The 22028-nt window shown below is 54.6% G+C and carries 16 protein-coding genes; 8 read left to right on the top strand and 8 right to left on the bottom strand.

Annotated elements, in window-relative coordinates:
- Positions 1-98 precede the first annotated feature (98 nt).
- The 5 genes from ACR3ZL_RS11690 (at position 99) to ACR3ZL_RS11710 (ending at position 6322) form a co-directional block, all read left to right on the top strand.
- Positions 99-1352, top strand: coding sequence for a Gfo/Idh/MocA family protein (locus tag ACR3ZL_RS11690; protein ID WP_473652972.1), 1254 nt, complete (start codon positions 99-101; stop codon positions 1350-1352).
- A gap of 258 nt (positions 1353-1610) precedes the next feature.
- Positions 1611-1928: a P-II family nitrogen regulator gene (locus ACR3ZL_RS11695; protein WP_473652971.1), complete on the top strand. Its 318-nt coding sequence runs from the start codon at positions 1611-1613 to the stop codon at positions 1926-1928.
- On the top strand, positions 1928-3175 hold the full coding sequence (locus ACR3ZL_RS11700) for a protein kinase domain-containing protein (protein WP_473652970.1): 1248 nt from the start codon (positions 1928-1930) through the stop codon (positions 3173-3175). Before ACR3ZL_RS11695 ends, ACR3ZL_RS11700 begins: the two co-directional genes overlap by 1 nt.
- Positions 3176-3262: 87 nt before the next feature.
- On the top strand, positions 3263-5890 hold the full coding sequence (hrpB, locus tag ACR3ZL_RS11705) for an ATP-dependent helicase HrpB (RefSeq protein ID WP_473652969.1): 2628 nt from the start codon (positions 3263-3265) through the stop codon (positions 5888-5890).
- 99 nt (positions 5891-5989) lie between these two features.
- Positions 5990-6322, top strand: coding sequence for a zinc ribbon domain-containing protein YjdM (locus ACR3ZL_RS11710; protein WP_473652968.1), 333 nt, complete (start codon positions 5990-5992; stop codon positions 6320-6322).
- Positions 6323-6453: 131 nt separating this feature from the next.
- Here the strand turns inward: ACR3ZL_RS11710 and ACR3ZL_RS11715 are convergent, their stop codons facing one another.
- Entirely contained in the window at positions 6454-7692 is a 1239-nt protein-coding gene (locus ACR3ZL_RS11715) for a Gfo/Idh/MocA family protein (protein WP_486173479.1), read from the bottom strand.
- A gap of 178 nt (positions 7693-7870) precedes the next feature.
- On the opposite strand from ACR3ZL_RS11715, the gene ACR3ZL_RS11720 reads away from it, so the two are divergent.
- The 3 genes from ACR3ZL_RS11720 to ACR3ZL_RS11730 are packed head-to-tail and all read left to right on the top strand — an operon-like array spanning position 7871 to position 10788.
- Entirely contained in the window at positions 7871-8896 is a 1026-nt protein-coding gene (locus ACR3ZL_RS11720; RefSeq protein WP_473652966.1) for a TRAP transporter substrate-binding protein, read from the top strand.
- 3 nt (positions 8897-8899) lie between these two features.
- The gene (locus ACR3ZL_RS11725) at positions 8900-9436 is read left to right on the top strand and encodes a TRAP transporter small permease (RefSeq protein ID WP_473652965.1); all 537 of its coding nucleotides are present in this window, start codon (positions 8900-8902) and stop codon (positions 9434-9436) included.
- Between the two features lie 17 nt (positions 9437-9453).
- Entirely contained in the window at positions 9454-10788 is a 1335-nt protein-coding gene (locus ACR3ZL_RS11730) for a TRAP transporter large permease (RefSeq protein WP_473652964.1), read from the top strand.
- Positions 10789-10837: 49 nt separating this feature from the next.
- Here ACR3ZL_RS11730 and ribB read toward each other — a convergent pair whose 3' ends face one another.
- From ribB to ACR3ZL_RS11765, 7 genes are all read right to left on the bottom strand, one after another.
- Entirely contained in the window at positions 10838-12028 is a 1191-nt protein-coding gene (ribB, locus tag ACR3ZL_RS11735) for a 3,4-dihydroxy-2-butanone-4-phosphate synthase (RefSeq protein ID WP_473652963.1), read from the bottom strand.
- Positions 12029-12138: 110 nt separating this feature from the next.
- The gene (locus ACR3ZL_RS11740) at positions 12139-15462 is read right to left on the bottom strand and encodes an exo-alpha-sialidase (RefSeq protein WP_473652962.1); all 3324 of its coding nucleotides are present in this window, start codon (positions 15460-15462) and stop codon (positions 12139-12141) included.
- A 91-nt stretch (positions 15463-15553) separates the two neighbouring features.
- A complete protein-coding gene (locus tag ACR3ZL_RS11745; protein WP_473652961.1) occupies positions 15554-16567 on the bottom strand; it encodes a DUF6807 domain-containing protein in 1014 nt (337 codons plus the stop codon).
- Positions 16568-16591: 24 nt separating this feature from the next.
- Positions 16592-17953 carry a DUF1593 domain-containing protein gene (locus tag ACR3ZL_RS11750; protein WP_473652960.1) on the bottom strand — a complete coding sequence of 454 codons (1362 nt, stop codon included), beginning with the start codon at positions 17951-17953 and terminating at the stop codon, positions 16592-16594.
- 161 nt (positions 17954-18114) lie between these two features.
- On the bottom strand, positions 18115-19494 hold the full coding sequence (locus ACR3ZL_RS11755; RefSeq protein ID WP_473652959.1) for a pectate lyase family protein: 1380 nt from the start codon (positions 19492-19494) through the stop codon (positions 18115-18117).
- 50 nt (positions 19495-19544) lie between these two features.
- Positions 19545-20558, bottom strand: coding sequence for a pectate lyase (pelA, locus tag ACR3ZL_RS11760; protein ID WP_473652958.1), 1014 nt, complete (start codon positions 20556-20558; stop codon positions 19545-19547).
- 46 nt (positions 20559-20604) lie between these two features.
- On the bottom strand, positions 20605-21993 hold the full coding sequence (locus ACR3ZL_RS11765) for a pectate lyase family protein (protein ID WP_473652957.1): 1389 nt from the start codon (positions 21991-21993) through the stop codon (positions 20605-20607).
- Between the last annotated feature and the right edge of the window lie 35 nt (positions 21994-22028).

A 22028-nucleotide genomic window follows, 5' to 3' on the forward strand; every position in this document is an offset into this window, starting at 1 on the left:
TGCCGTCCGGTTGTGCGGGTCCGAACGATTGGTGTAGACAAAGGCATCCCCGCACTTGCCGACACTGGCGTTTTCCCCTTCTTCGTTGTCGATTTCGTATGTCTCAACCGGATCTCCGTTTTGCCGTCATGGGCACCGGACGCATAACTCGCCGCATTATCGCTGACATGCAATCCACGCCTGGGGCGAGCGTCACCGCTATCGCGTCGCGGACGATGGATCGTGCCAAATGGCAGGCCGATAGCTTCGGGATCCCAAGTGCAGTGGCTGGTTACGATGAGCTATTGCGCCGTGATGACGTGGATGTTGTCTACATCGCGTTGCCGCCATCGCTGCATTGCCAGTGGACCGTTGCGGCGTGCCAAGCAGGGAAGCACGTCCTATGTGAAAAGCCATTGGGCATGTCCGCCGATGAAGTCCGCAGCATGATCGCGGCGGCCAAAACCGCCAACGTGCGTCTACTCGATGCAACCGCTTGGCTGCATCATGCACGGACGACGCAAATTCGCGATTGGCTAAAGACGGCGACCCGCGATCCGGTTGTTCGTGACACTACTTCCAACGACTGGGCTGCTTACGATGCGACGAGTCAAAGCGAGTCTGGTCCGGTGGTTCCATTTCGATTGGGTCCGCTACGGCATCTGAGTGCTGCGGTTTCGTTCCGCAGTCCTTTTCAAAGTGGCGATCACCGATTGGATGCATCGTTGGGTGGCGGTTGCTTGTTGGATTTGGGTTGGTACGCGGCGGGCTTGATTCGATTTGCCGCTGGCCGGTGTCCTTTGTCTGTATCCGCCGACGGAGTGATGCGAGACGGCATCATCAGTCGAGTGTCAGCGACGATGCAGTTCGATGATGACTTAACGGCGACTTTGTCATGTGGATTCGATACAGCGACAAGAAAGTGGTGCGAGATCGCTGGCGAGGATGCGTCGATCGTGTGCGACGACTTCACTCGCCCTTGGCCGGGCAAGCCCGCTCGCAGTTGGGTCCATGAGGCGTCTGGGAAAGTACATACGTTCGTTGAACCATCAACCTCGGATTCCAAGGATTCAGATTCTGACGGGCAAAGTTCGGCCGGTCTCGATGCCACAAGTCTCCACTCCGATAGCCCCGTCATTGCTGCTGTTGAAACGGAGAGTTCGGCTCCGAGTTCGGTCACCGAGCCCGCTGAGGTGCTCTGTCATCAAGAACGCGAGATGATTGCCGAGCTAATTCGTCGGGTTCGTCATTGGGATGATCCGCAGGTGAAGGCAGCCGAATCGGAGTCGTATATTCAGGCGTTGCAGACGCAGCAAATTCTAGACGCTCTGGCGGAATCGATTTCCACGGGCCAACGAGTCACCTGCACGTAAACGGATACCCGCCGCTGGAGTCCAGGTTTCAGCCTGTTTCCGCCAAACTATTCGCCAGATCTTTTCGCCCTTCCACCAAATCCCCGGTTCGATATCGGTCGGGTGATATGGGCGAGCGGCAATGGAATCGGTAGACTGTCCCGGAGACGTATTTCCCTTGGTCGAGGGTGAATGCTCCGTTCGGTTGTCCCTTCGCCGTGACGGATTAACTCGTTTTTCCAGCGATGGCCGTGGTTTTTACACAATCGAGAGAGACTCATGATTCTGGTACAAGCCATCATCCAACCGATCCGACTTTCGACTGTTCGTTCCGCGCTGGAAGAAGCGGGCTACGACGAGACGATGGTCAGTGACGCGACCGGTTACGGGCGTCAGCGTGGCCAAACGGCGATGTTTCGTGGAAACGAGTATCGCATTGATTTGCTGCGCAAGGTCATGCTGGAGCTGATCATCGATGAAGATGACTTGGATGAGGTCATCGACATCGTCCGCTCGGCGGCCCGAACGGGCACCCGAGGCGAAATCGGCGATGGGAAAATCTTTGTCCTGCCCGTGCTCGATGCGATCGCGATCTAATGAAGTTATTGGTCGCCGACGACAACCCGGTATGGCGAAAGCTAATCGAAGCGGCGGTGACGCCGTGGGGGTATGAGGTCGTTGTTGCGGAAAACGGACGCGAGGCGTTGGCGGAATTACGGTCCGATGACCCACCGCGAATGGCGCTGCTCGATTGGCAGATGCCGGACATCGAAGGCGTCGAAATTTGCAGCCGGATCAAGCGGGACCCCGAGCACCCGTTTACCTACGTGATTTTGCTGACCAGCCGTGATGGAGAAGAAGACATGATCGCCGGCTTGGACGCGGGGGCGGACGACTACCTGACCAAGCCGATCGTTGCTGCACTACTGAAGAGCCGACTCGCTGCGGCCCGAAGGATCGTCGAAGCGGTGCCGCCAGTGCAGTGGACTAAGCCTCAAGTCGATGGTTTTGAGGTTGAACGCATCATCGGCAAAGGGGCCTTCGCGACGGTGTGGCGAGCGAAGCATATTGCCACCGGACGGATGGCTGCGATCAAAATTGTGCGAGCGGACTTGGCGACCGATACGGTCTTCAATCGCTTCGCTCGCGAGATCAAGATGATGCGGAAGATGGACCATCCAGGAATCGCAGCAATTTACGCCAGCCATCTCGAACGCGACTTTGCGTATTACGCGATGGAGTTGATCGACGGTCATTCGCTAGGTCACTATGTATCCAAGCAGAATCCCAAAGCGACCCGAATCATCGAAATGACTGCGTTGATCTGTGACGCGTTGGATCACGCGCATCGTCAAAATATTATCCATCGCGATATCAAACCTTCCAACGTGATGGTGACCCAAGACGGACAGCCGAAGCTTGTCGACTTTGGTTTGTCGAAGTCGATGTTCCAGTCCAACGACGACGCTTCGTCTACAACTACCGTGGACGGTGCAGTGCTGGGGACGCCGCTATTCATGTCGCCTGAACAGGCGAGAGCGGAATCGGAAAACGTCGATAATCGCAGCGATCTGTATGCGGTGGCGACGATGCTGTTTCTGTTCTTGTTGCGAGAGCACCCGCATGGTGCAACGTCAATGAGTCGCGATGAAACGATGGAGCTAATCGCGAACACTGAAGCTCGTCGGGCGACTTCGATCAATCCAAAATTCAATCCGCAGTTGGATGAGATCTTGGCGAAATGTCTTGCTACCAACCCGGACGACCGCTACCAAACCGCTGGCGAGATGGCGCAGGTTCTACGCCAATTCTTAGACGATCGTGCCGCATCGCGGGCTGAGTAGGCTCGTGTTCCAGTGCTTGGATTGTCTGCCGCTAGGCTGCCGGCTCGATGGACCGTTTGCCGCTTTCTCACCCTAGGGAAATCTCGATTGCCGTTACCGATTGAGTCCGTACTTACGCCGCTGGTCGATGCCTTAATCGATAACCGCTGCGTCGTTCTGAAAGCGCCGCCGGGTGCCGGTAAGACGACCGGTGTTCCGCCTGCGATTCTGGCTCATTGCGAATCCAAAGAAGGCGGTTCGGCCGCGTTCCCGCCTGGACAAATTTGGGTGATTCAACCTCGGCGTCTAGCGGCACGTGCGGTGGCGAATTGGCTCGCTCAAAGTTGTGGGGAAGCGGTTGGTCAGACTTATGGCTATCACGTGCGGCTTGACCGTCAGGAAACGAAGGCGACTCGTGTCTTATCGATGACCACCGGGATGTTTTTGCGTCGGATGCAAAGCGATCCGCTGCTGGAAAATGTCGCCTGCATCGTGTTCGATGAATTTCACGAACGAACTCTCGATTTGGACGTCGCCTTTGCATTGACCAACCGGTTGCGAAACGAATTGCGGCCGGAATTGCGGTTAGTCGTGATGTCGGCAACGCTAGATCCAGAACCGATTCTCGGCTACCTAAGCTCGACGGCTGAAAAAGCATTAGGCGATGCCCTCGCCGCTCCGGTTGGACTGCGATGCGAAGGTCGTTCGTATCCGGTCGAAGTTTCATACAAGCCGGGAAACGTCCGCGATCGTTTGGAAAGCCGCGTGTTGGTCGGGATCGAATCGGCGTGGCATCAAACCGATGGTCATGTGTTGGCATTTTTGCCCGGTGTAGGGGAAATCGAACGTACGATCCGGGCTGTTGAAAGTTCGCCGATTGGTACACAGGCCCACGTCAAACCGTTGCATGGAAGTTTATCGCCTAAGGCTCAAGATGCGGTGCTCCGCAACACCGACGGCGAACGTAAGATCATCGTCGCCACCAATATCGCCGAAACGTCCGTCACCGTTCCTGGTGTGACAGCGGTCGTCGACAGCGGCTTGGCAAAGACCTCGGTGATGGATTCTCGTCTTGGTTTGTCGCGACTGGAGGTAACGCCAGTTTCAATTGCCTCGGCGGATCAGCGTGCTGGACGTGCCGGAAGAACGTCGGCCGGTGTTTGCGTGCGTATTTGGGACCAAGCCGCAAATCGGTCAAGATTGCCTTACGATGCGCCGGAGATATTGCGTTCGGATCTAAGCGATGTGGTACTGATGCTGGCCGGGTTGGGAGAAACTGATTTTGCTGCGATTGATTGGCTAACCGATCCGCCCGAACACGCCGTGATCGCGGCTCAAGAGCTTTTGAAACAACTCCAAGCCTTGCATCCTGACGGCACTATTACTGATCGGGGCCGCGTGATGGCAGGTTTGCCACTGCATCCGCGTATCGCACGTTTCGTACTTCAGGCCGTATCGGTTGCCCAGTTATCTAAACGCGAAGTCGCGATCGCTGCGGCTTTGTTGAGTGAGCGAGATCCGTTTTCAACAACAGGGAATCGCCAGTCGGGTTTGTCATTAGCTGAAAAAATTGAACGAGTACAGCATGACCGGGCTAACGCGAGTTCCCTTGGAACCATCCGAGCGGTCGCTAAGCAGATCGAAAGGTCGATAAGCGACTTGCCGACTAAGGCCTCGTCTGGCGAACCGGAACCGGAATCAAAAGGGATTTCGGCTGCTTCGAGATGGGCGGGTGCGTTGTTGGCCGCGTATCCGGATCGAGTGGTGATCCGGCGTCAAGATGATCCCGATCGAGGCCGAATGGTTGGGGGACGCGGCGTGACAGGTTTGTCAGCGTTTGACGAAACCGCGACCCCGTCGCCGCTGATGTTGTGTATCGACGTTGACGGTGCCGGAAAAGAATCTCGCGTGCGTTCAGCAATGCCAATTAGCGAGGGTCAATTGAATCCCGAGGCGATCGACGAATCGATTCAGGTTGAATTTGACGTTGCTAGTGAGTCGGTGCGAGGTCGGCTGGTGCGCGCCTATGTTGATCTCGTGCTGAAAGAGACGCCTGCATCGGCGAAAGACAGTGACAGGGCGGCGAACTGTTTGTTTGAAGCGGCGAAGTGTTGCCTGGCCGAGCCGGACCTTTTTGGCAAGATCACGCCAGCGTCGCGGGCTGGAAGTGATGATTCGATTGCTGCGATCATGGAACGAGTCAATCGGGTCGCCGCCGCTGAGCGTGAAGCAGGCAATGCTGAAATCGACACTGCGCCGATCGGAAACTCGGAACAAGTCGATCCGTTAGAAGATGTTTTGCTTGAGTTGTGCCAGAATCGTTCCTCGTTCGCGGAACTCCGCAAAGCACCCTGGAAAGATCATCTGCTAGGCAGAATCGGTTACGACCGCTGGCAAGTCGTTCAGCGTGAAGCACCAACCCATTTACGGCTTCCGAGCGGGAATCGAACGGCAATTCATTACGTCACCGGCAAACCGCCCTGGATCGAAGCCAAGATTCAGGAGTGTTTTGGGTGGCACGAAACGCCGCGAATCTTGATGGGGCGTGTTCCGGTGCAACTTCACCTACTCGGGCCAAATCGTCGACCGCAACAAATAACGGAAGACCTCGGTAGCTTTTGGGCGAACACCTACGGTGAAATCCGAAAAGAGCTTCGACGTCGGTATCCCAAGCATTACTGGCCCGAAGATCCGCTCACTGCTGAAGCAACCCACAACGGACTGAAGCCACGATGATGGGCGGTGGGTTGCACCGTCCTTACTGAAGTCGAGTTGATCTGCCATAATCCGCCCCCAATTCAATAGACTTCCTTCCATCCCTTGGCAGTAAACACAATGAGCGACCTTCCCAACTGCCCGCAATGCGATAGCCAATTCACATACGAAGACGGCATCTTGTTGGTGTGCCCGAGTTGCGCCCATGAGTGGTCACCGGCCGACGACGCGGCTGCACAGGATGACGAGGCGATTCGCGACGCCAACGGCAATGTGCTCGAAAGTGGCGATACGGTCGTCGTTGTGAAGGACCTCAAGTTCCGCGGTGGCGTCGTAAAAGGTGGCACGAAGGTGAAAAACATCCGGCTCGTTGATGGTGACCACGATATCGATTGCAAGATAGACGGTATCGGCGCCATGGGGTTGAAGTCAGAATTCGTCCGCAAGGCATAGCGGCGGGTACCGTCCATGGAGTCTCGTTTTCAACAGGCTCCGGTTTGTGGTAATCGCTTCCCGATCGCGTTAGCTTGATCGGTAGCGTCCCGCTCTTTATTCCGGTGCAGTCTGAATAACTTTTGAGTGCTCTAAGCCTCACTTAGTCCGGTCGCGATACCCTCTTGGTCATAGTCAATGCGGACTGCATGTCCGTCGGCATCCAAGCTACGACGTCCCGCTTCCAAAATGGCCGTACATAGCAGCGTATCGCGTGCGGTTGCCAGTTTTCCGTTGAAGTCGTCTGGCTTCGCACGACCTTGCCTGACCTCTTCCGCTGCACGCAGGAAAACTTCGATGCTGCGATAGCCATAGCCGTTCTGGCCTGAGAAGTAACCATCCGCGTCGGGTGTGAATTTCATGAACAACGGGTTGGGTGAGCTATAACCGCTTTCATCGGTAGCGAGCGAATAACCTCGATGGGCCTGGTCGATATTGATCTCGCCGTCGTGGCTCATGAAGAAGAAACGCTGTTGTGAATGCACGTCTGACTTGGGGGCGATCCACGACGAAGTGTAGATAGCCGTCGCCCTGTTTCCGCTTTCGATGTTCTCCCAGTCAACGGTCAGTGTAATTGTGTCTTCAGTTGGGATGTCTATCGAATGCGCCACACCGGTTGCCGCCGATGCTCGCACAACTAGGGGGCGAGCACGGTGGCCGACAGCCCAAAGATTGAAATCAATGTGATGAGCGTTCAAGTAGTAACTGATATCGCTTGACTTGCCAGCCCATGCTCGGAATGTATCAAGCTGCGATTTCGGTTGACTCATGTATGACTGAAAGAAGCTGAAGTCACCCAGCCTACGGATGCGGTCGCAAGCATCGGTATAAAGCGGATCCCATCGTTTATGAACTTCCATCGCCACTAGGACGGAATTCTCGTTCGCAGCGCGCGACAGTGCCAGATGCTCGTCGACCGTTTTGACAATCGGCTTGGCGACTAGAACATGGAAGCCACGTTGAATCGCTTCCATTGCAATCGTGTAATGCGTGTCGTCGGGAGTAAAGACGACAACGCTATCGCCAGTTCGCATGGTGTCGAATGCATTTAGATAAGCGTTAGCATCTCGCGGTACGTCGTCCGCCGGAAAGCTGTCGAAGCTGACATCCATGCCACGAAACGTTTTGGTTAGTGCTCGATCGAGATGGCTGCGGATTTCTGGGAACTTGGTTCCGTTGGTGCCAGCCATCAATAATCGATTGATTAATCCGCGACGACGAAGATCAAACAAGGTTGTACCTACAATTCCCGCGCACTTATCTGATGCTGCTTTGGCGCCAGGCACATAACCAGTGGTGTACTCGCCGGTTCCAACCATGAGGACATTCATCTTGTTCATATAGTCGTGTCAATAAATGAAGTGAGAGATTTGCCAAGCGATTGGTAATATATTCGAATATTCAAATTCTGTATCGGTGCCAATTGAAAACTTATGCAATGTGCAGCACAATGATTGAAGCCCTTATCAGAACCTTAATGTCTTAAATTCTTCGGTGGTAAGTTGTGTTATGAAATCGCAAACAACTTCCTCTTTTGTTGTGGGGACTCTAACGGGAGTTTTGATCGCCACGATTGGCTTTGCGTTATTCCAACGCAGCATGCATTTGGAAGGCGGGGCGGGGAAAGATTCTAGAAGGATAGTGTTAAAGCTTGGGCATTCGCTTGATCAGAAACACCCGGTGCATCGCGCGATGGAGTTTATGGTCGAACGGTTGAAGGAAAAGTCGGGCGGTACGGTTGAACTTCAGATTTTCCCCAACGGGATGCTCGGTTCGGAAACTGAGTGCATTGAGCAATTGCAGCACGGCGCGTTGGCGATGATGAAGACGTCGACTGCTCCGTTGGAGAGTTTTGTGCCGGAAATTGCGGTGTTTGGCGTCCCCTACGCATTTCGAAGCGAGGATCATTTCTGGAAGGTGATTCACGGTGACATCGGTAAACGTTTGCTGAAATCTTGCGAATCGAAAGGGTTGAGTGGGCTTTGCTACTATGACGCCGGAGCAAGAAGCTTTTACACCGTCGATACGCCGATCGCGAAACCGGATGACCTAAATGGCTTGAAGATTCGCGTCCAGCAATCCAACGTCGCTCAGCAAATGGTGACTGAGTTAGGCGGGAATCCTGTGTCGATTCCGTTTGGAGAACTATATACAGGTCTTCAGTCCAGCTTGGTTGATGGCGCGGAAAACAATACGCCTAGTTTTTATAACAGTCGGCATTTCGAAGTGTGTAAGCATTTATCGTTGGATGAACACACGCGAGTGCCAGATGTATTGCTAATGAGTACGTCGGTTTGGGATGCCCTGCCTTCGCATGTTCGAGCTTGGGTGCAAGAAGCTGCGGATGATTCAGCTGTATATCAACGTCAATTGTGGGCTGACGAGAGCGAAATGGTTCTTAAAGAGGTACAGGAAAAAGGAGTTACTGTTCACCGACCGGATCAGTCACGTTTTGCTGAAAAGGTAAAGCCCATGCACGATAGTTTTTCGGGGACACCGATCGGTGACTTGCTGCAACAGATCTCGGAGCTCTAAAACATGCGAAGATTGAAGGTTGTGGTGACGAGAACACTTGAGATCGTGGTGGCGGCGTTAGTTGCAATCCTTGTTTCAATCGTATTGTGGGGTGTGTTTAGCCGTTTCGTGATTTCGATACCGAGCCCTTGGACTGAAGAGGTTGCTACTCACCTGCTTGCGTGGGTGGCTCTTCTGGGGGCTGCGGTTGGATTTAGTCAGAAACAGCATTTGGGCGTCGATGTTGTTTCCAGCCAATTGCAGCCGGACGCCCAGAGAACGCTGGCGTGTATTGTTCAGGTACTGGTCATTCTGTTTGCTCTTTGCGTGATGGTTTGGGGGGGATCGACTTTGGTATGGAAGACCTTGGCGATCGGGCAAGTTACTCCAACTTTGAACATGCCCATGGGATACGTCTATCTTTCCGTTCCCGTGAGTGGCGTCTTCATTACTCTCTTTTCGATTGAGCAGCTTTGTGAGATTTGGAACGACAGCGATCAGGCATCCGGTGCGTCAGGGGAGCTTGCAAGGAAAACGGAAGTAAGCCAGCCACACGTCTAATCAGGTCGAATGGATCCATGGAAACTCAGTTATTGATTCTGGTCGTCAGCTTTTTGACGCTGCTGTTGATGAACGTGCCGGTTGCGATTGCGATTGGTTTGTCGACGTTTATCACGATCCTTTCCCTGCCGGACATTCCCGCCACTTACGTGATGGCCCAACGGATGAGTAGTGGGATTTCGAGTTTTCCGCTGCTCGCAATTCCTTTTTTCATCATGGCTGGGATTTTGATGGGCGATGGTGGCATGGCTCGTCGTCTGATCGATTTCGCATCTCTGTTGGTCGGTCGATTTCGTGGTGGTTTGGCCTACGTCAGCACGCTGACTTGCATGTTGTTTGGGGCGATTTCCGGGTCGGCAACTGCGGCCGTTTCGAGTGTGGGTGGGATGATGATTCCGGAGATGGAACGCAAAGGGTATGACCGGAATTTTAGTGTGGCGGTGACCACGACGGCTGCGACGACGGGGCTCTTGATCCCGCCGAGCAACGTGATGATTGTCTATGCGGTCGTTGCGGGGAATGTATCGGTGGCCGCAATGTTCACGGCTGGGATTCTGCCGGGGATTACGGTCGGGTTGTTCGTGATGGGCGTTTGTTGGTTGGTGGCTGATCGCGTACGGGTACAGAATGCTGGCAGCGAATTGGCGGCTACGTCAGAGGAAAGTGATGAGCCGTCCAAGAGTATCCTGCAGATTGTATTGGGGGCGATTCCGAGCTTATTGCTAGTGGTGATTGTTCTCGTCGGCATTTTGGGTGGCGTGTTTTCCGCCACCGAAGCGGCAGCGATTGCGGTGTTGTACGCGTTCATCATGTCAGTGGTCGTTTACCGTGAGGTTCGTATTTCGCAGCTAGCTAATATCTGCCTTCGCACCGGCATCATGACATCTGTCGTCTTTTTGTTAATCAGCACTAGTCAAGCGATGAGCTGGGCTCTTGCTTACCAAAATATTCCGCAAACGGTTGCCAGTTTGATGCTGGGGATCTCGGACAATCCGTTGATCATTCTTTTCATCATCAATGTTGCGTTGTTGTTCGTTGGGACGTTCATGGACATGACTCCGGCAGTTTTGATTTTCACGCCAATCTTTCTTCCGGTGGTTGAAGAGCTGGGGATGCATCCTGTTCAGTTCGGAATCATGATGATTGCGAATCTTTGCATTGGACTTTGCACTCCGCCGGTTGGGACCTGTTTGTTTGTCGGTTGTAGTGTTGGAAAGACTTCCATTGCGTCGGTGACACGACCGATGGTTCCGTTTTTCTTTGCGATGTTGGTTGCTCTTTTGCTGACGACGTATTGGCCCGCGATGACAATGATGCTCCCTGAAGCATTTGAATTGGCCGAACGCAAATGATGTTCGTGCTGTGAAACCTACCTGTGTTTGAGCGTAGCTTGATCGCGAGTTAGTGGTTTTGATTGGACGTTGACGTAAGAGGGATTTGATCGGTGATTCTCAATTCATATCCGCGAAGGTTAAACGCGTCGGCGTTCTTGGGATTGTTGGTCAATAGTCGGATATCGCGTAGACCCAAATCTTTCAAGACTTGAAGGCCAATGCCGTAATCGAGAACGTTTGCGTTTTCATTTTGACCAGTGTCCGGTTTCGCGGGTGCCGTAGCGGTTGAGGTGTTGCCGGTTCCTGGTTCTGGCTGCGTTCGAATTTGTTCCGCTAGTTTCGCGTGGGAGGCTTCGGTCGGAAGGTACACAAGTGCGCCACGACCTTCTTGGCTGATCATGTCCAGTGCAACGTGCAATTGATCACTGCGATCACAGTGCAGTGAGGCAATGATGTCGCCGGTAAAGCAACTGCTGTGGACGCGTACGAGTGGGGCGTTGTCGTTCGCGGAGAGGTCACCGAAGACAATCGCTATCGGTTCCTGGGTTTCGTGTTCAACGGCGTACCTGATGACCGTGCAATCACCGTAGCGTGTCGGTAGTGATGACTCCGATGTGCGGTTGACCAGGTTTTCGCTCATTCGTCGGTGGAAGATGAGATCTTCGATGCTGATGACCTTCAGGTCGTGGCGAAGAGCTAACTCCGCGATTGTGGCGTGTGACGCGCGGTCGCCGGTTTCGTCCAGGACTTCGCAGAGCACGCCGGTCGGTTGTAGGCCGGCCATGCGAGCTAAATCCAATGCCGCCTCCGTGTGCCCGGCCCGTCGTAAGACGCCGCCCTCTTTCGCCAACAACGGAAACACATGGCCTGGACGGGTGAACTCGTTCGCGTGGCATTCGGGTGACGCCATCCGGCGAATCGTTTCACTTCTTTCGGCGGCGGTGATTCCCGTTTTGGATGTGTGAATATCGATGGGCGTTAAGAACGCGGTTTTCAGCGGGGCAACGTTGTTCGCCACCAGCGGTGATAACTCGAGTCGTGCGCAGGCATCGGCAAGTATCGAGACACACAACTGTCCCCGCCCGCTTAACATGAAATTGACGTTTTCGGCCGTCGCCATTTCGGCGGCACAAATGTAATCGCCTTCGTTTTCGCGGTCCTCCGCATCAACGACGATCACGACCTCTCCACGCCGAATCGCTTCAACGGCTTCCGGAACAGAGCTTAGCTTCAATGAGTGCTTTTCGGTGATGGACATGGGTATTTTAGTTTGATGCTGTCGTCATGACGGGTGGTGGATTGAACTGCGAAGTGGCTGGTTCTTCTGAATCGCTAACGCGGCACGCTGTTCGGTCGTCAACCTGTTCTCTATTGAATTCTTTTGATTTTAAGTCCGCCGGTTACGTGACTCGGCCACACTCCGTCGATGATCGGAACCGCTTGCAGTGCGTCTGGATCGAGCACGACATGTTTGATTCGTTCTCGATGCCAGGTGTAGACGATATGGACGAGGCCGTCGGCTGTCTGGATCACCGACGGATAGGAAAATTGTTTGTTCCTTTGATCGAGGTAATCAAGCACCAAGGCCGCCTCCCACTGCTTGCCGTCTTGGCTAACGGCAACGTTCAAGATGCCACGGCCTTTGTGCCCCATCCCCGGTTGTTCTCGGGTGGAGTGGTTGTATACGAGTAAATGCCGGCCGTCCTTCAAAGTCACAGCGTCGATTCCTGAATTGTTATTGGGGAGTTGGCCGTTAGTCATGGGGCTCCATGTAAGCCCACCGTCGTTGGACGTGGCCTCGACGATTTTTCCCTGACGACCGCGTGCGAGCAATTGAACCCGACCATCGGGATGAGTCAGCAAGGTCGGTTGGATGGCTCGCATTTGATGGCCATCGTTTAGCGGTCCGATGTGCTGCCACGTTTTTCCGCCATCGGTACTACGCTCCACATGTGCGGTCCAGCCATCTGCTTCGCTACTCGACGGTGCCAGCCACGTGCCATCGGGTAGCACGATCGGTTTGTTCTTGACCGCGCCGATCAAATTTCCTGGCAACCGGGACGGTTGCCCCCAGGTGCGTCCGCCGTCCGCCGAAGTCATTGTCATTCCCCACCACTGACTCGGGCTGGGGCCGATTTTGTAGAACAGGTGGAGATTACCGCCGGGTGCCTGAAATAAGGCTGGGTTCCAAGTTGGCAGTCGCGAGCCGTCGGGTTGAATGCCATTGGCTACTTCTACTGCCTCTTGCCATTTTCCATTGTCATGCCGCGAAACCCAGATGCCGACGTCGGGATTACGTTCAGCCGTGCCGCCGAACCAAGCGGCCACTAGGTTTCCTGAGGTGGTTTCGGCAATCGTTGACGCGTGGCAACTCGGGTAAGGGGCTCGTTCGTACAGGAATTCTGTTTTCAGCATACCAGCGGTGCCGAGCACAGCAGTCTCGGGTTTACGGTCCGCAGTCAGTTCGTTGCCTTCGGCCAGCCAGTTGAGGTAGTTTTCCAGATGGGTGTAGCCATCGTGGTCGGGATCCAATGCACCGTCGCTCGCGTCGTCGGGGTTGAGGTGATGTTGGGTTTCCCATTGATTGGGCATGCCGTCGCCATCGGTATCCCAATCGGTCGAGCGATGAATCTCGGGATATTCTTCCCATCCACCCACGTCGGATTGTGAGTCCGGTAAGCCAGGTAGCCCAGACTTGCTGCCGTTGTAGGAGGTTGTACCGGAGCGAGTTTCCTGGATCACGCGTCGGTCGTGATCGTCCAACATCGGAACGTTGCAGCCGACATCAGCTAATACGTTTTCATACGCTTCGTGGGCGGTATGGGTCGTGACATGGCTTTCGAAGAATGGCTCTGGAACCGTCACTGGTGCATCTTGCCGGCCTTTCGCTCGCATGCCCGCAAACGGACCGATTGGCCCTTCAGGTCCGGCAATGTCTTCCATGATGTTGCCCTCGACGTAGTACTGTTGCGGGCCAAACGATGGGTTTTCGAATTGAGGATTCAGGTAGGTTTTGACTTCGGTGGCTGGACCGGGTTTGTAATAGTTGTTGACGAAGTTGACCTCGCGTGCACCGCCATCGGTGGTTCGGTGTTTCCAGTTGTAAACCACCATGTTGCGGATATCGAGACGACCGGCGTGGCGGTTGGCTTGGTCCGTTGCACCGGCCAGCGACCAGCTGCGGCCAGAGTTGTGGGCCAGCAGGCAGTGATGGAAGCTGCCGATGTTGCCGCTGATTGAACCCGCGAATCCATGTGCCGAACCGTCGCCGTACTTCTTATGGCCCGCGATGTTGAGTGCTTCGGAAATCAAATTGCGTTGAAAGGTAATGTTCTTGGCACCGCGTGAACTGAACGCCTCGTCGATGGACCAGGAAATCGAACAATGGTCGATGATGCAATGATCACAGCTCGCCAGGCCCATCCCGTCCATCGTTTTGCCGGACAGGTTTCCCAGTCGTAAGCGGATGAAACGAAGAATCGTGTCACGCGTGCCCAGGCCTCCGAAGGTGTAGTTGCGAATGCAGATGCCCTTGCCCGGTGCGGTTTGGCCAGCAACCGTCAGGAATTGATTCTCTTCGCGGATCACAAGTTTGGATTTCAAGCTGATCAAACCCGAGACATCGAAAACCACCGTGCGTGGCCCGGTCGCTTCGACCGCCGCTCGGAGTGATCCGGGGCCGGAGTCGTCGAGGTTGGTGACGTGCAAAACGCGGCCTCCACGTCCACCGATAGCGAAGCGTCCGTAACCCTCGGCGGTTGGGAAAGCGAGATGGCGGACGCGAAATTGCCATGCGTCGCCGCGGGTGAGTTTGCCTTCTTTGTCAATCGAGTCGACTCGCCAAACGTAGTGAAGTCGTGATTCGTTAGCGATGATCGGCGCCGAACAGAGGCCTTCGGTGACCGAGCCTAAGAATTGCTCGGACTTTTCGGTTGCGGCGGCGAGTTTATGGGCGGCGGTGTCGAGATCACGGTCGTAGGCGAGATAGATTTGTTGGGTTACGGCGGAGACCGGTGGCGTCCAATGGAGTTGAACTGTGCCGTCATCGCCGTCAGCGTGCCGTTCGTAATTAGACGGATGTGGTTTGCGTGCCATTTTGCGAGGATCCACCACATCGATTGCGAATCCGTTTAGAAAGACCTGGTTGGTATTGTTGGCCGTGATCCTAATCACGACGGTCTGGTCGGCTTTCGAATCCAGTTCGATGAAAGAGGTTCCCACCTCGTCGTTGTGACGGGGTTGGGTAGACGGTTTGATCCCTGCGACCGTGTGTTCGCCCGACGATATCGTGTACGTGCCGGTTTCATCGCTAAGGGCATGGTGGTAGCCGATGAACGTATGCCGTCCGCGAGTCAGTCCATCGATATGGACTTCCATCGCCGCAGTATCCTTGCTTTGCACCACCGCGGCGTCGGCACCGACGGTTACGCCATGAATGACAACCGCTTTCTCGCCGACGACTTTTAGATTGGTATCTTCGCCGACGGCTTTTAACGTGACGGTGATGTCGCCAAAGGACTGCTTCATCTTGCCAGCGGAAGGCTGCCAGTTTTGCCAGCCGATCGTTCGCATGTCAGCACGTCCTTCTGAATTGATGTCGACACGCAGTGGGGCGGCGGTCAAACCGTTCGATCCCAATCCGGTCGAAGTCAAAATCAGAACAAGTGCTGGCAGTGGGGAAATTCGATTCAACGCTTTCATGCTCTGAGTGCGATTGAACGTGAATTTCCGGATACTCGACATCCATGTTCGGAATCGGTTGCGGCTTGCTAACATCGCTAGTTCACTCGGTCAGTTTTGATGACGCGTAAGCTTGGTAGGCCTCTGCAATCCCGGCGGATTCGGCATCACCTTTGTGGAAGATGATGCGGTGCAGTAGGTGTGTGCATTCCCCCGACTTCAATGTGAATGTGCCGTTTTCCGCCTCGTTTTCGAGACTATTTGAGCCAAACGCATTGGCCGTGAACAAACCGTATTCACGAACGTGCCAACGCGTCGGATGACGGAAGCTGGACGGGTGATTGAAGAAGGCGACGCCGAGATGTTCGCCCTCGACGGGGCCGTTGTAGTCGACCCACGCGGCCTGTTTCGACCAGGTGTCGCCGTCACGATCGCCATTGCTGTTGACGATCCTCCCTTTGCCATCGGTCAATGACATGGACGTGGGCACTCGAACGTTTAGCCCAGCGTCCTTTTTATCTTGCAGCTCGACGTCGCCGTACTTGCCCAGCAGCGTGATATCAAAATCGATCACAAGCTGGTCGTTGGACGCGCGAAAGATCATGCAACGTTGATCGGCCATCAATCGCTTTCCTGTCGAATCCAAATAGTCATTGGTCGATCGAATCACCGCTTGATGTTCGTTGGCGGAAAGTTCCGTGAACTCCGTGTGAGCGATCGTTCCGAGGCTATCCAGGAACTTTTTTTGCTTGTCGCCCTTGTAGTTTTTGGATGCGGCTTCCAGCCACATGTCGCTGCCCCCTACGCCTTGGTGAGCAAACCAAACGCCGCGATGGTGTGGGTGATCGTGTTGTTCGCCGTCGACGGTTGCCATGGGAAAGGCCCGCGTCATCGCTTTTCCTGTCGGGCCGATCACGGGCCAAAAATACGGTTTCTGTGCCTTCGCGTCGTCAATCCAATAGTGTGTGACGAGCTTGCCATCGTGCTCGATGGTTACTTTCGAATCATCTTGATTGATGGTGAAACCTTCGGCGGCAAAGGATTCACGAGGGCCAACCGCAAGTAGGAGGCTGGTGAATAGGCAAAACGCGATTGTCTTTTGAAGGAATTGCATCATGGATGTGAGACCCTGGGTGGGGAGCTACTGGACGTTAAACAGAATACGCTGATAACCCTTGAGAACAGGTGTACCGTCGTCGGTCACTTCGAGGATGATTTGAACTTGCTTACCCGGTTCATTCGGCGCGACGAAGCTCGCCTTGTTCAAAGAATCAGCGTTGGTGATGTCGACGGTCGCAACTGCGGAATCGGCGTCGGCGTATTGCCACCATTGTTGCACAGTTGGGTCGCCATCGGGGTCAGTCGCGGTGGCTTCGATCTTGACGACTTCACCAGGTTTTACATCACGAATAAGGCTGCCTTTCACCTTTGCAATCGGCGCGTGGTTGGCGTGGTCAAAGTCCTTCACGCACCAGTCCATCCGTGCGGCGAAGTCGTTCTGTACTGCCGGAACCCAACGCCAGAACATCTTGTGAGAATCGCCGTCGTCCTTCAGCGTCTTGTCGGTGATGTGATTGGGAAGCGAGGGATCGTCATTTGCACCCCGCCCGCCCCAACCGCCGAGGGTGTAGTCCAGGTCGGCGGCGAGACCGTTGTTGACTAGGTGCAAGAATGAAGGCGTGTCGCCTTCGCTGATGTACTTTTGTGGCGTCATCGCACCCAGCGGACCATGGTCGTTCTTGACGTGTTGGTTTAGCCACGCATCCTTCATGTGCTCCTGGATCGCCTGAGGATTGGCACTCATCTTTCCCCGTTTGCGAGCATGGTCGTAGCTTTCGTAGTCCCAAACGTTGTCCCATCCATAAGCTTCGTAGATTGAGGCTTCCGGAATGTTCTTTTGAATCCATTTGCCACCACCATCCTGATACCAGATGCAGTAGATGCGAATGCGTGAGGCGGCGTATTCAAACTTGTCTTTGGGGTATTCCGTTTTCAGTTTCCACAAAGCGGATGCGGTGGTGTTCGCGCCGCCCCACGAGAGCACATGGACTGGTCGCGGATCATCGTCCAGTAGCGTGTCGATGATCAACTGCGCCCCGGCGGTGTTCTTGGTCTTCATTTGCGGTGGTGCGGTCCATAGGTCTTCCATGGTTTCGTTACCGACTCGCATGACACCACGAAGTTGAGCGGTGTCTGGATAATCGGGATGGTGCTTCCGCAGGATCGGCAAGACTTCCTCGTAAGCGTCGAGTTGTGCTTCGATCCACTTCTTGTCGCTGTGGCCACGCTTTTGGTATTTCGAGTTCACTTGCACAATGCCGGCGACATCGAAGTCGCAAGCATACATCAGGAAGCGAATCATCGAACTGCGATCGTCCACCTCGCCATCGGTGGTGGCAATCACCCTCGGTCGTACCGGAGAACTTGACTCCGCGGCCGAGCGAACCTGATTGCTAAGTGCGAAAGCGGATACCAGTAGCCAAACGAACATTCGATGATTCATATTGGTGCCTTCATGAAGTGGGTGGGGATAAAGGTCTTGCGAGTGGGATGTCTAACATCGGGTTTAGCGTGCTCGAACTGAATCGCTTGCGTATTGCCGCTAGGCAATCCAGCGGAACGTTGGGGACCGTCCGATCTCAGTCCCGCTTTGGTGCTACAGCACTAGTTCAACTTGTTGCCGGCGGCTAGCCAATTGAGGTAGTCTTCCAGATTGGTGTACCCGTCTTTGTTGACATGCTTCGCGTCCTGGCTGTCGTTGGCAGCGAGTCCGTTGGCGTTTTCCCAACTGTCGGGCATGCCGTCATGGTCACTGTCCCGAGGTGCTTCAGTGGATTCCAGTTTTGGCCAGCCACCGGCGACATCTGGATTGGCAACGAAACCATTGTCGCCTTTGCTGGCGGTCCCGGTGCGAACCTCTTCAATGATGCGTTTGTCGATCTCATCACGTTTAGGTAAGGAACAACCGGCGGTCGCGAGCACCGCTTGGTAAGCGTCCTCGGCTGATTGCTGTTGGATCTTCATCGCGTCCCAGGGTTGGGCGAGCTTTAGTCCAGCGATCGCACCTAGATCGATTGGCTTGTCATCGGACTTAGGAAAAACGCCCTTCCAATTGTCGGCGGTGACATCGGGGTTGCCTGCGAGATAATTGTCCGCGATGTACCAGTCGCCGTAATCCTGTTCGCCGTTTCTTGACCACGGTGCGCAGATTTTTGACTTGTGATCGTCAAAGGTTCCTGGGCCTGGCTTGAAATAGTTGGCGACGATGTTGGCCGAAAAGTCGCTGAACTTCTTGTTGCGTTCATGAGCCGAGGTGGCCTTGGTGGGCTGTTGCGATTCGCCACCGTAAACACTTTCATGTTGCCAGTTGTAGATGACGTTGTTGCGAAAGTCGTTAGAACCACTGCCCGATGCGAACCGCGGATTCCGCGAAATGTTGTGAGCGAACAGGTTGTGGTGATAGGTCGAGGGATTGTTACCCCAGATTCCTCCGAACTTGTGCGACCCCGAACAGGCCTCGGTGATCATGCACCACTGGATCGTTGTTTCTTTACCGTGATAGAGCGTCATCACTTCATCACTGCTCCAGCTGGCCGAGACGTGGTCAAGAATGATGTTCTTTTGATAGCGACTGGACACCGCGTCACCTTGGCCCTCGGCTCGTACCCGGATGTAGCGAATGATCACATCGCTGGCGTTGATTCCGAGCCGGCCTTTCAGCGTGATACCATCACCGGGGGCTGTCTGGCCAGCGATGGTGATGAAGTCGTTTGAAATTGAAAGATTCGTATCGATGGTTCCCGAGACACGGAAAACGACCGTTCGGGGACCTTTCGCTTCAATCGCAGCTCGCAGACTTCCCTCCCCTGAATCATTCAGGTTGGTGACTTCGTAGACGGTACCGCCACGTCCACCCACGGTGTACTTTCCATAGCCTTCGGCGGTTGGGAAGGCTAGCTGTTGAGCGAGACCGCTCGTCACGGTTAAGAGGCTTAATAGGAACGCAGTCGCGATTGCGAACGATCGATGTGCAAAGCGGCGCATGTGGGGATGTCCTAGGGGGGCGAAGGGGAAGGGAAAGCGGTTTTGACGGGTTATTGGTGGGGCCACTTAGCGTATTCATTGGCTAGGCTCTCGCCCCAACCGCCATACCACGCGTAGCCACCGCGACGTTCAGGTCCGATTTCTTCGAGATCGTATTTGGCGATGCCATCGCGGTCGCAAAACATCGGTCGAAATGTTTCAACTTCATAGAACCTCGCCCAAAGAGGCGACGCTGAAGAATCCGCGGTGAGACTAGGTGCAGTCTTGCTTCGCTTGTATCGGAATCCTTCAATCTTGTTCGCGTCGAACCAAGCGACGCCGTGTTTGACTGACCGGATGACCTCGGGTGATGGATCGTTGAGTTGCATCAGGTATTTCAGAATGCCCGTGCTTTCAGCGCCGCTGAGCGAGACCAACTCGTACGCCCGTGCTTTCGCTGGCTTTAACGTGACTTCGTCGTGCTGGGCGCACCAAACCGTCGGAACTCCATCAACGACGACTTGGCATTTCAAAATGCATTCGATGCCACGATGAATCGCCTGGGTTGCGGCGTCGCGACGCTTTTTGTCTAGGAACCCGTACTCTTTCGACTCAGTCGCATCGGTTAAGAACTCCATGATACGGATCATCGAGCCATCATTGAACGTGATGTGTCGGTGATACTGTTTGCTCAGCGGGAAGTACTGTGGCCAACCACCATTGTCGTATTGGGCGTTCAGGATGTGATCAAATCCAACAAGGAACGCTTCTTTGTAAGCAGGTTCGTTGGTGGCATTGAATGCACGAGCGAGCGTTCTGAGTTCGCCAGATGTCGCACCGTTGTCGAATGTGCCTTTCAACTTGGCACGGTCGCCGGTGTATTGATCGCGAGTGGTGTTCTTGTTCTTGGGCCAATCGCCATGCTCAGATTGCCACGACAGAATGCAGGTCAGGGCGTCGCGTCCCTCATCGCTGCGGAACCAACTGTCGGGCTTGTTGACCAACTTGCCGGCCGGGTTGTCGGCTGCCAGCGAGTTTGCAAGCGAAGTGAGGCACAACGCCGCAATAGCCGTACGTAAGATCATGTTGTTGACCTGCTTTTGGAAAATGGATGTTTCGAAACGGGCAATGCTACTTCAGCGTGTTCACGTTGTTCTGTGGTTGGGTGTAGTCCACGAACATGGTCGGATCCGTACCGTTGATGTACTCTTCGATGTTGGTGTATCCGTCGTTGTCCTTGTCTTCGGCTGCATCGGACGCGTTGCTGGGGTCGAGCCCTGCTGTCGTTTCCCAGTCGTCGGGCATGCCATCGAAGTCAGCGTCGGCTGGTGCGGGTTCAGAATGAAGTTCGGGCCAACCACCTGCCATTTGTTGGTTTTCGACAAAACCGTTAGTGCCTTTGCTGGCAGTGCCCGTGCGAACTTCTTCAACGATACGACTGTCGATGATGTCGCGTTTGGGGACCGAACATCCCGCGGAAGCGAGAACGGATTCGTACGCTTCTTGTGCGGTTTGTTGGCGAATCGGCATCGCATCCCAAGGTTCGGTGAGTCGAAAATAGGAGTTCTTCTTGGCGACGCCTTTCCAATTGTCCGCCGTGACGTCCTCAGCACCCACCACGTAGTTCCCTGCAACCCACCACTTGCCTGCATCCGATTCTCCACCCCGTGTGGAAGGATCGAGAATCCGGCTTGTTACATTCGAGCGGGTTCCGGGACCAGGTTTGTAGTAATTGTCGACCAGGTTGATCGTGGAAAACTTAAATCCTTTGTTGCCTTGCATGGCTTCGCCGCCATAAACGCTTTGGTGTTGCCAGTTGTAGATGACGTTGTTTCGGAAATCGTTGAAGCCGGCGGCGGAGGCGAAACGCGGATTGCGAGAAATGTTATGCGCGAACAGGTTGTGGTGATACGTGCTGTAGTTGCTGCCCCAGATTCCACCGAATTTATGTGATTTGGAACACGCTTCACTAATCATGCACCACTGAATGGTCACGTTTTCGCAGTGGTAGATGGACATCACCTCGTCGCGACTCCAGCTACCGGTGACGTGGTCGAGGATGATGTTCTTTTTGTATCGACCCGAGATGGCATCGTCACCTTCGTCGGTTCGCACACGGATGTACCGGATGATCACATCGTTGGCACCAATGCCGAGTCGACCCTTGATCGTGATGCCGTCGCCCGGAGCAGTTTGACCGGCGATGGTGATGTGATCGTTGCGGATGCTAACATTGCCCTCGATGGTGCCCGAAACTTTGAAGACGACAATGCGCGGACCAGAGGCTTCGCATGCGGCACGCAAGCTGCCGGGGCCTGATTCATGCAGGTTGGTCACCGCAATCACCTTTCCACCGCGGCCTCCTGCCGTTGCGGCACCATAACCTTCGGCTCCCGGGAAGGACGGAACCGAAGGCGTTTCTGCTGCACCGATGTTGCACGCGAGCGAAAGGATCGCGACGGGAATCCAACGCAACAATGTTTGCTTCCCAGACTTTGGAATTATGCTTGCTCGTTTCATTTTCGTTCGCTCTTTTGGGTGAGTTGGGGCGGAGG

It is taken from the genome of Rhodopirellula sp. J20-39 (assembly GCF_057365095.1).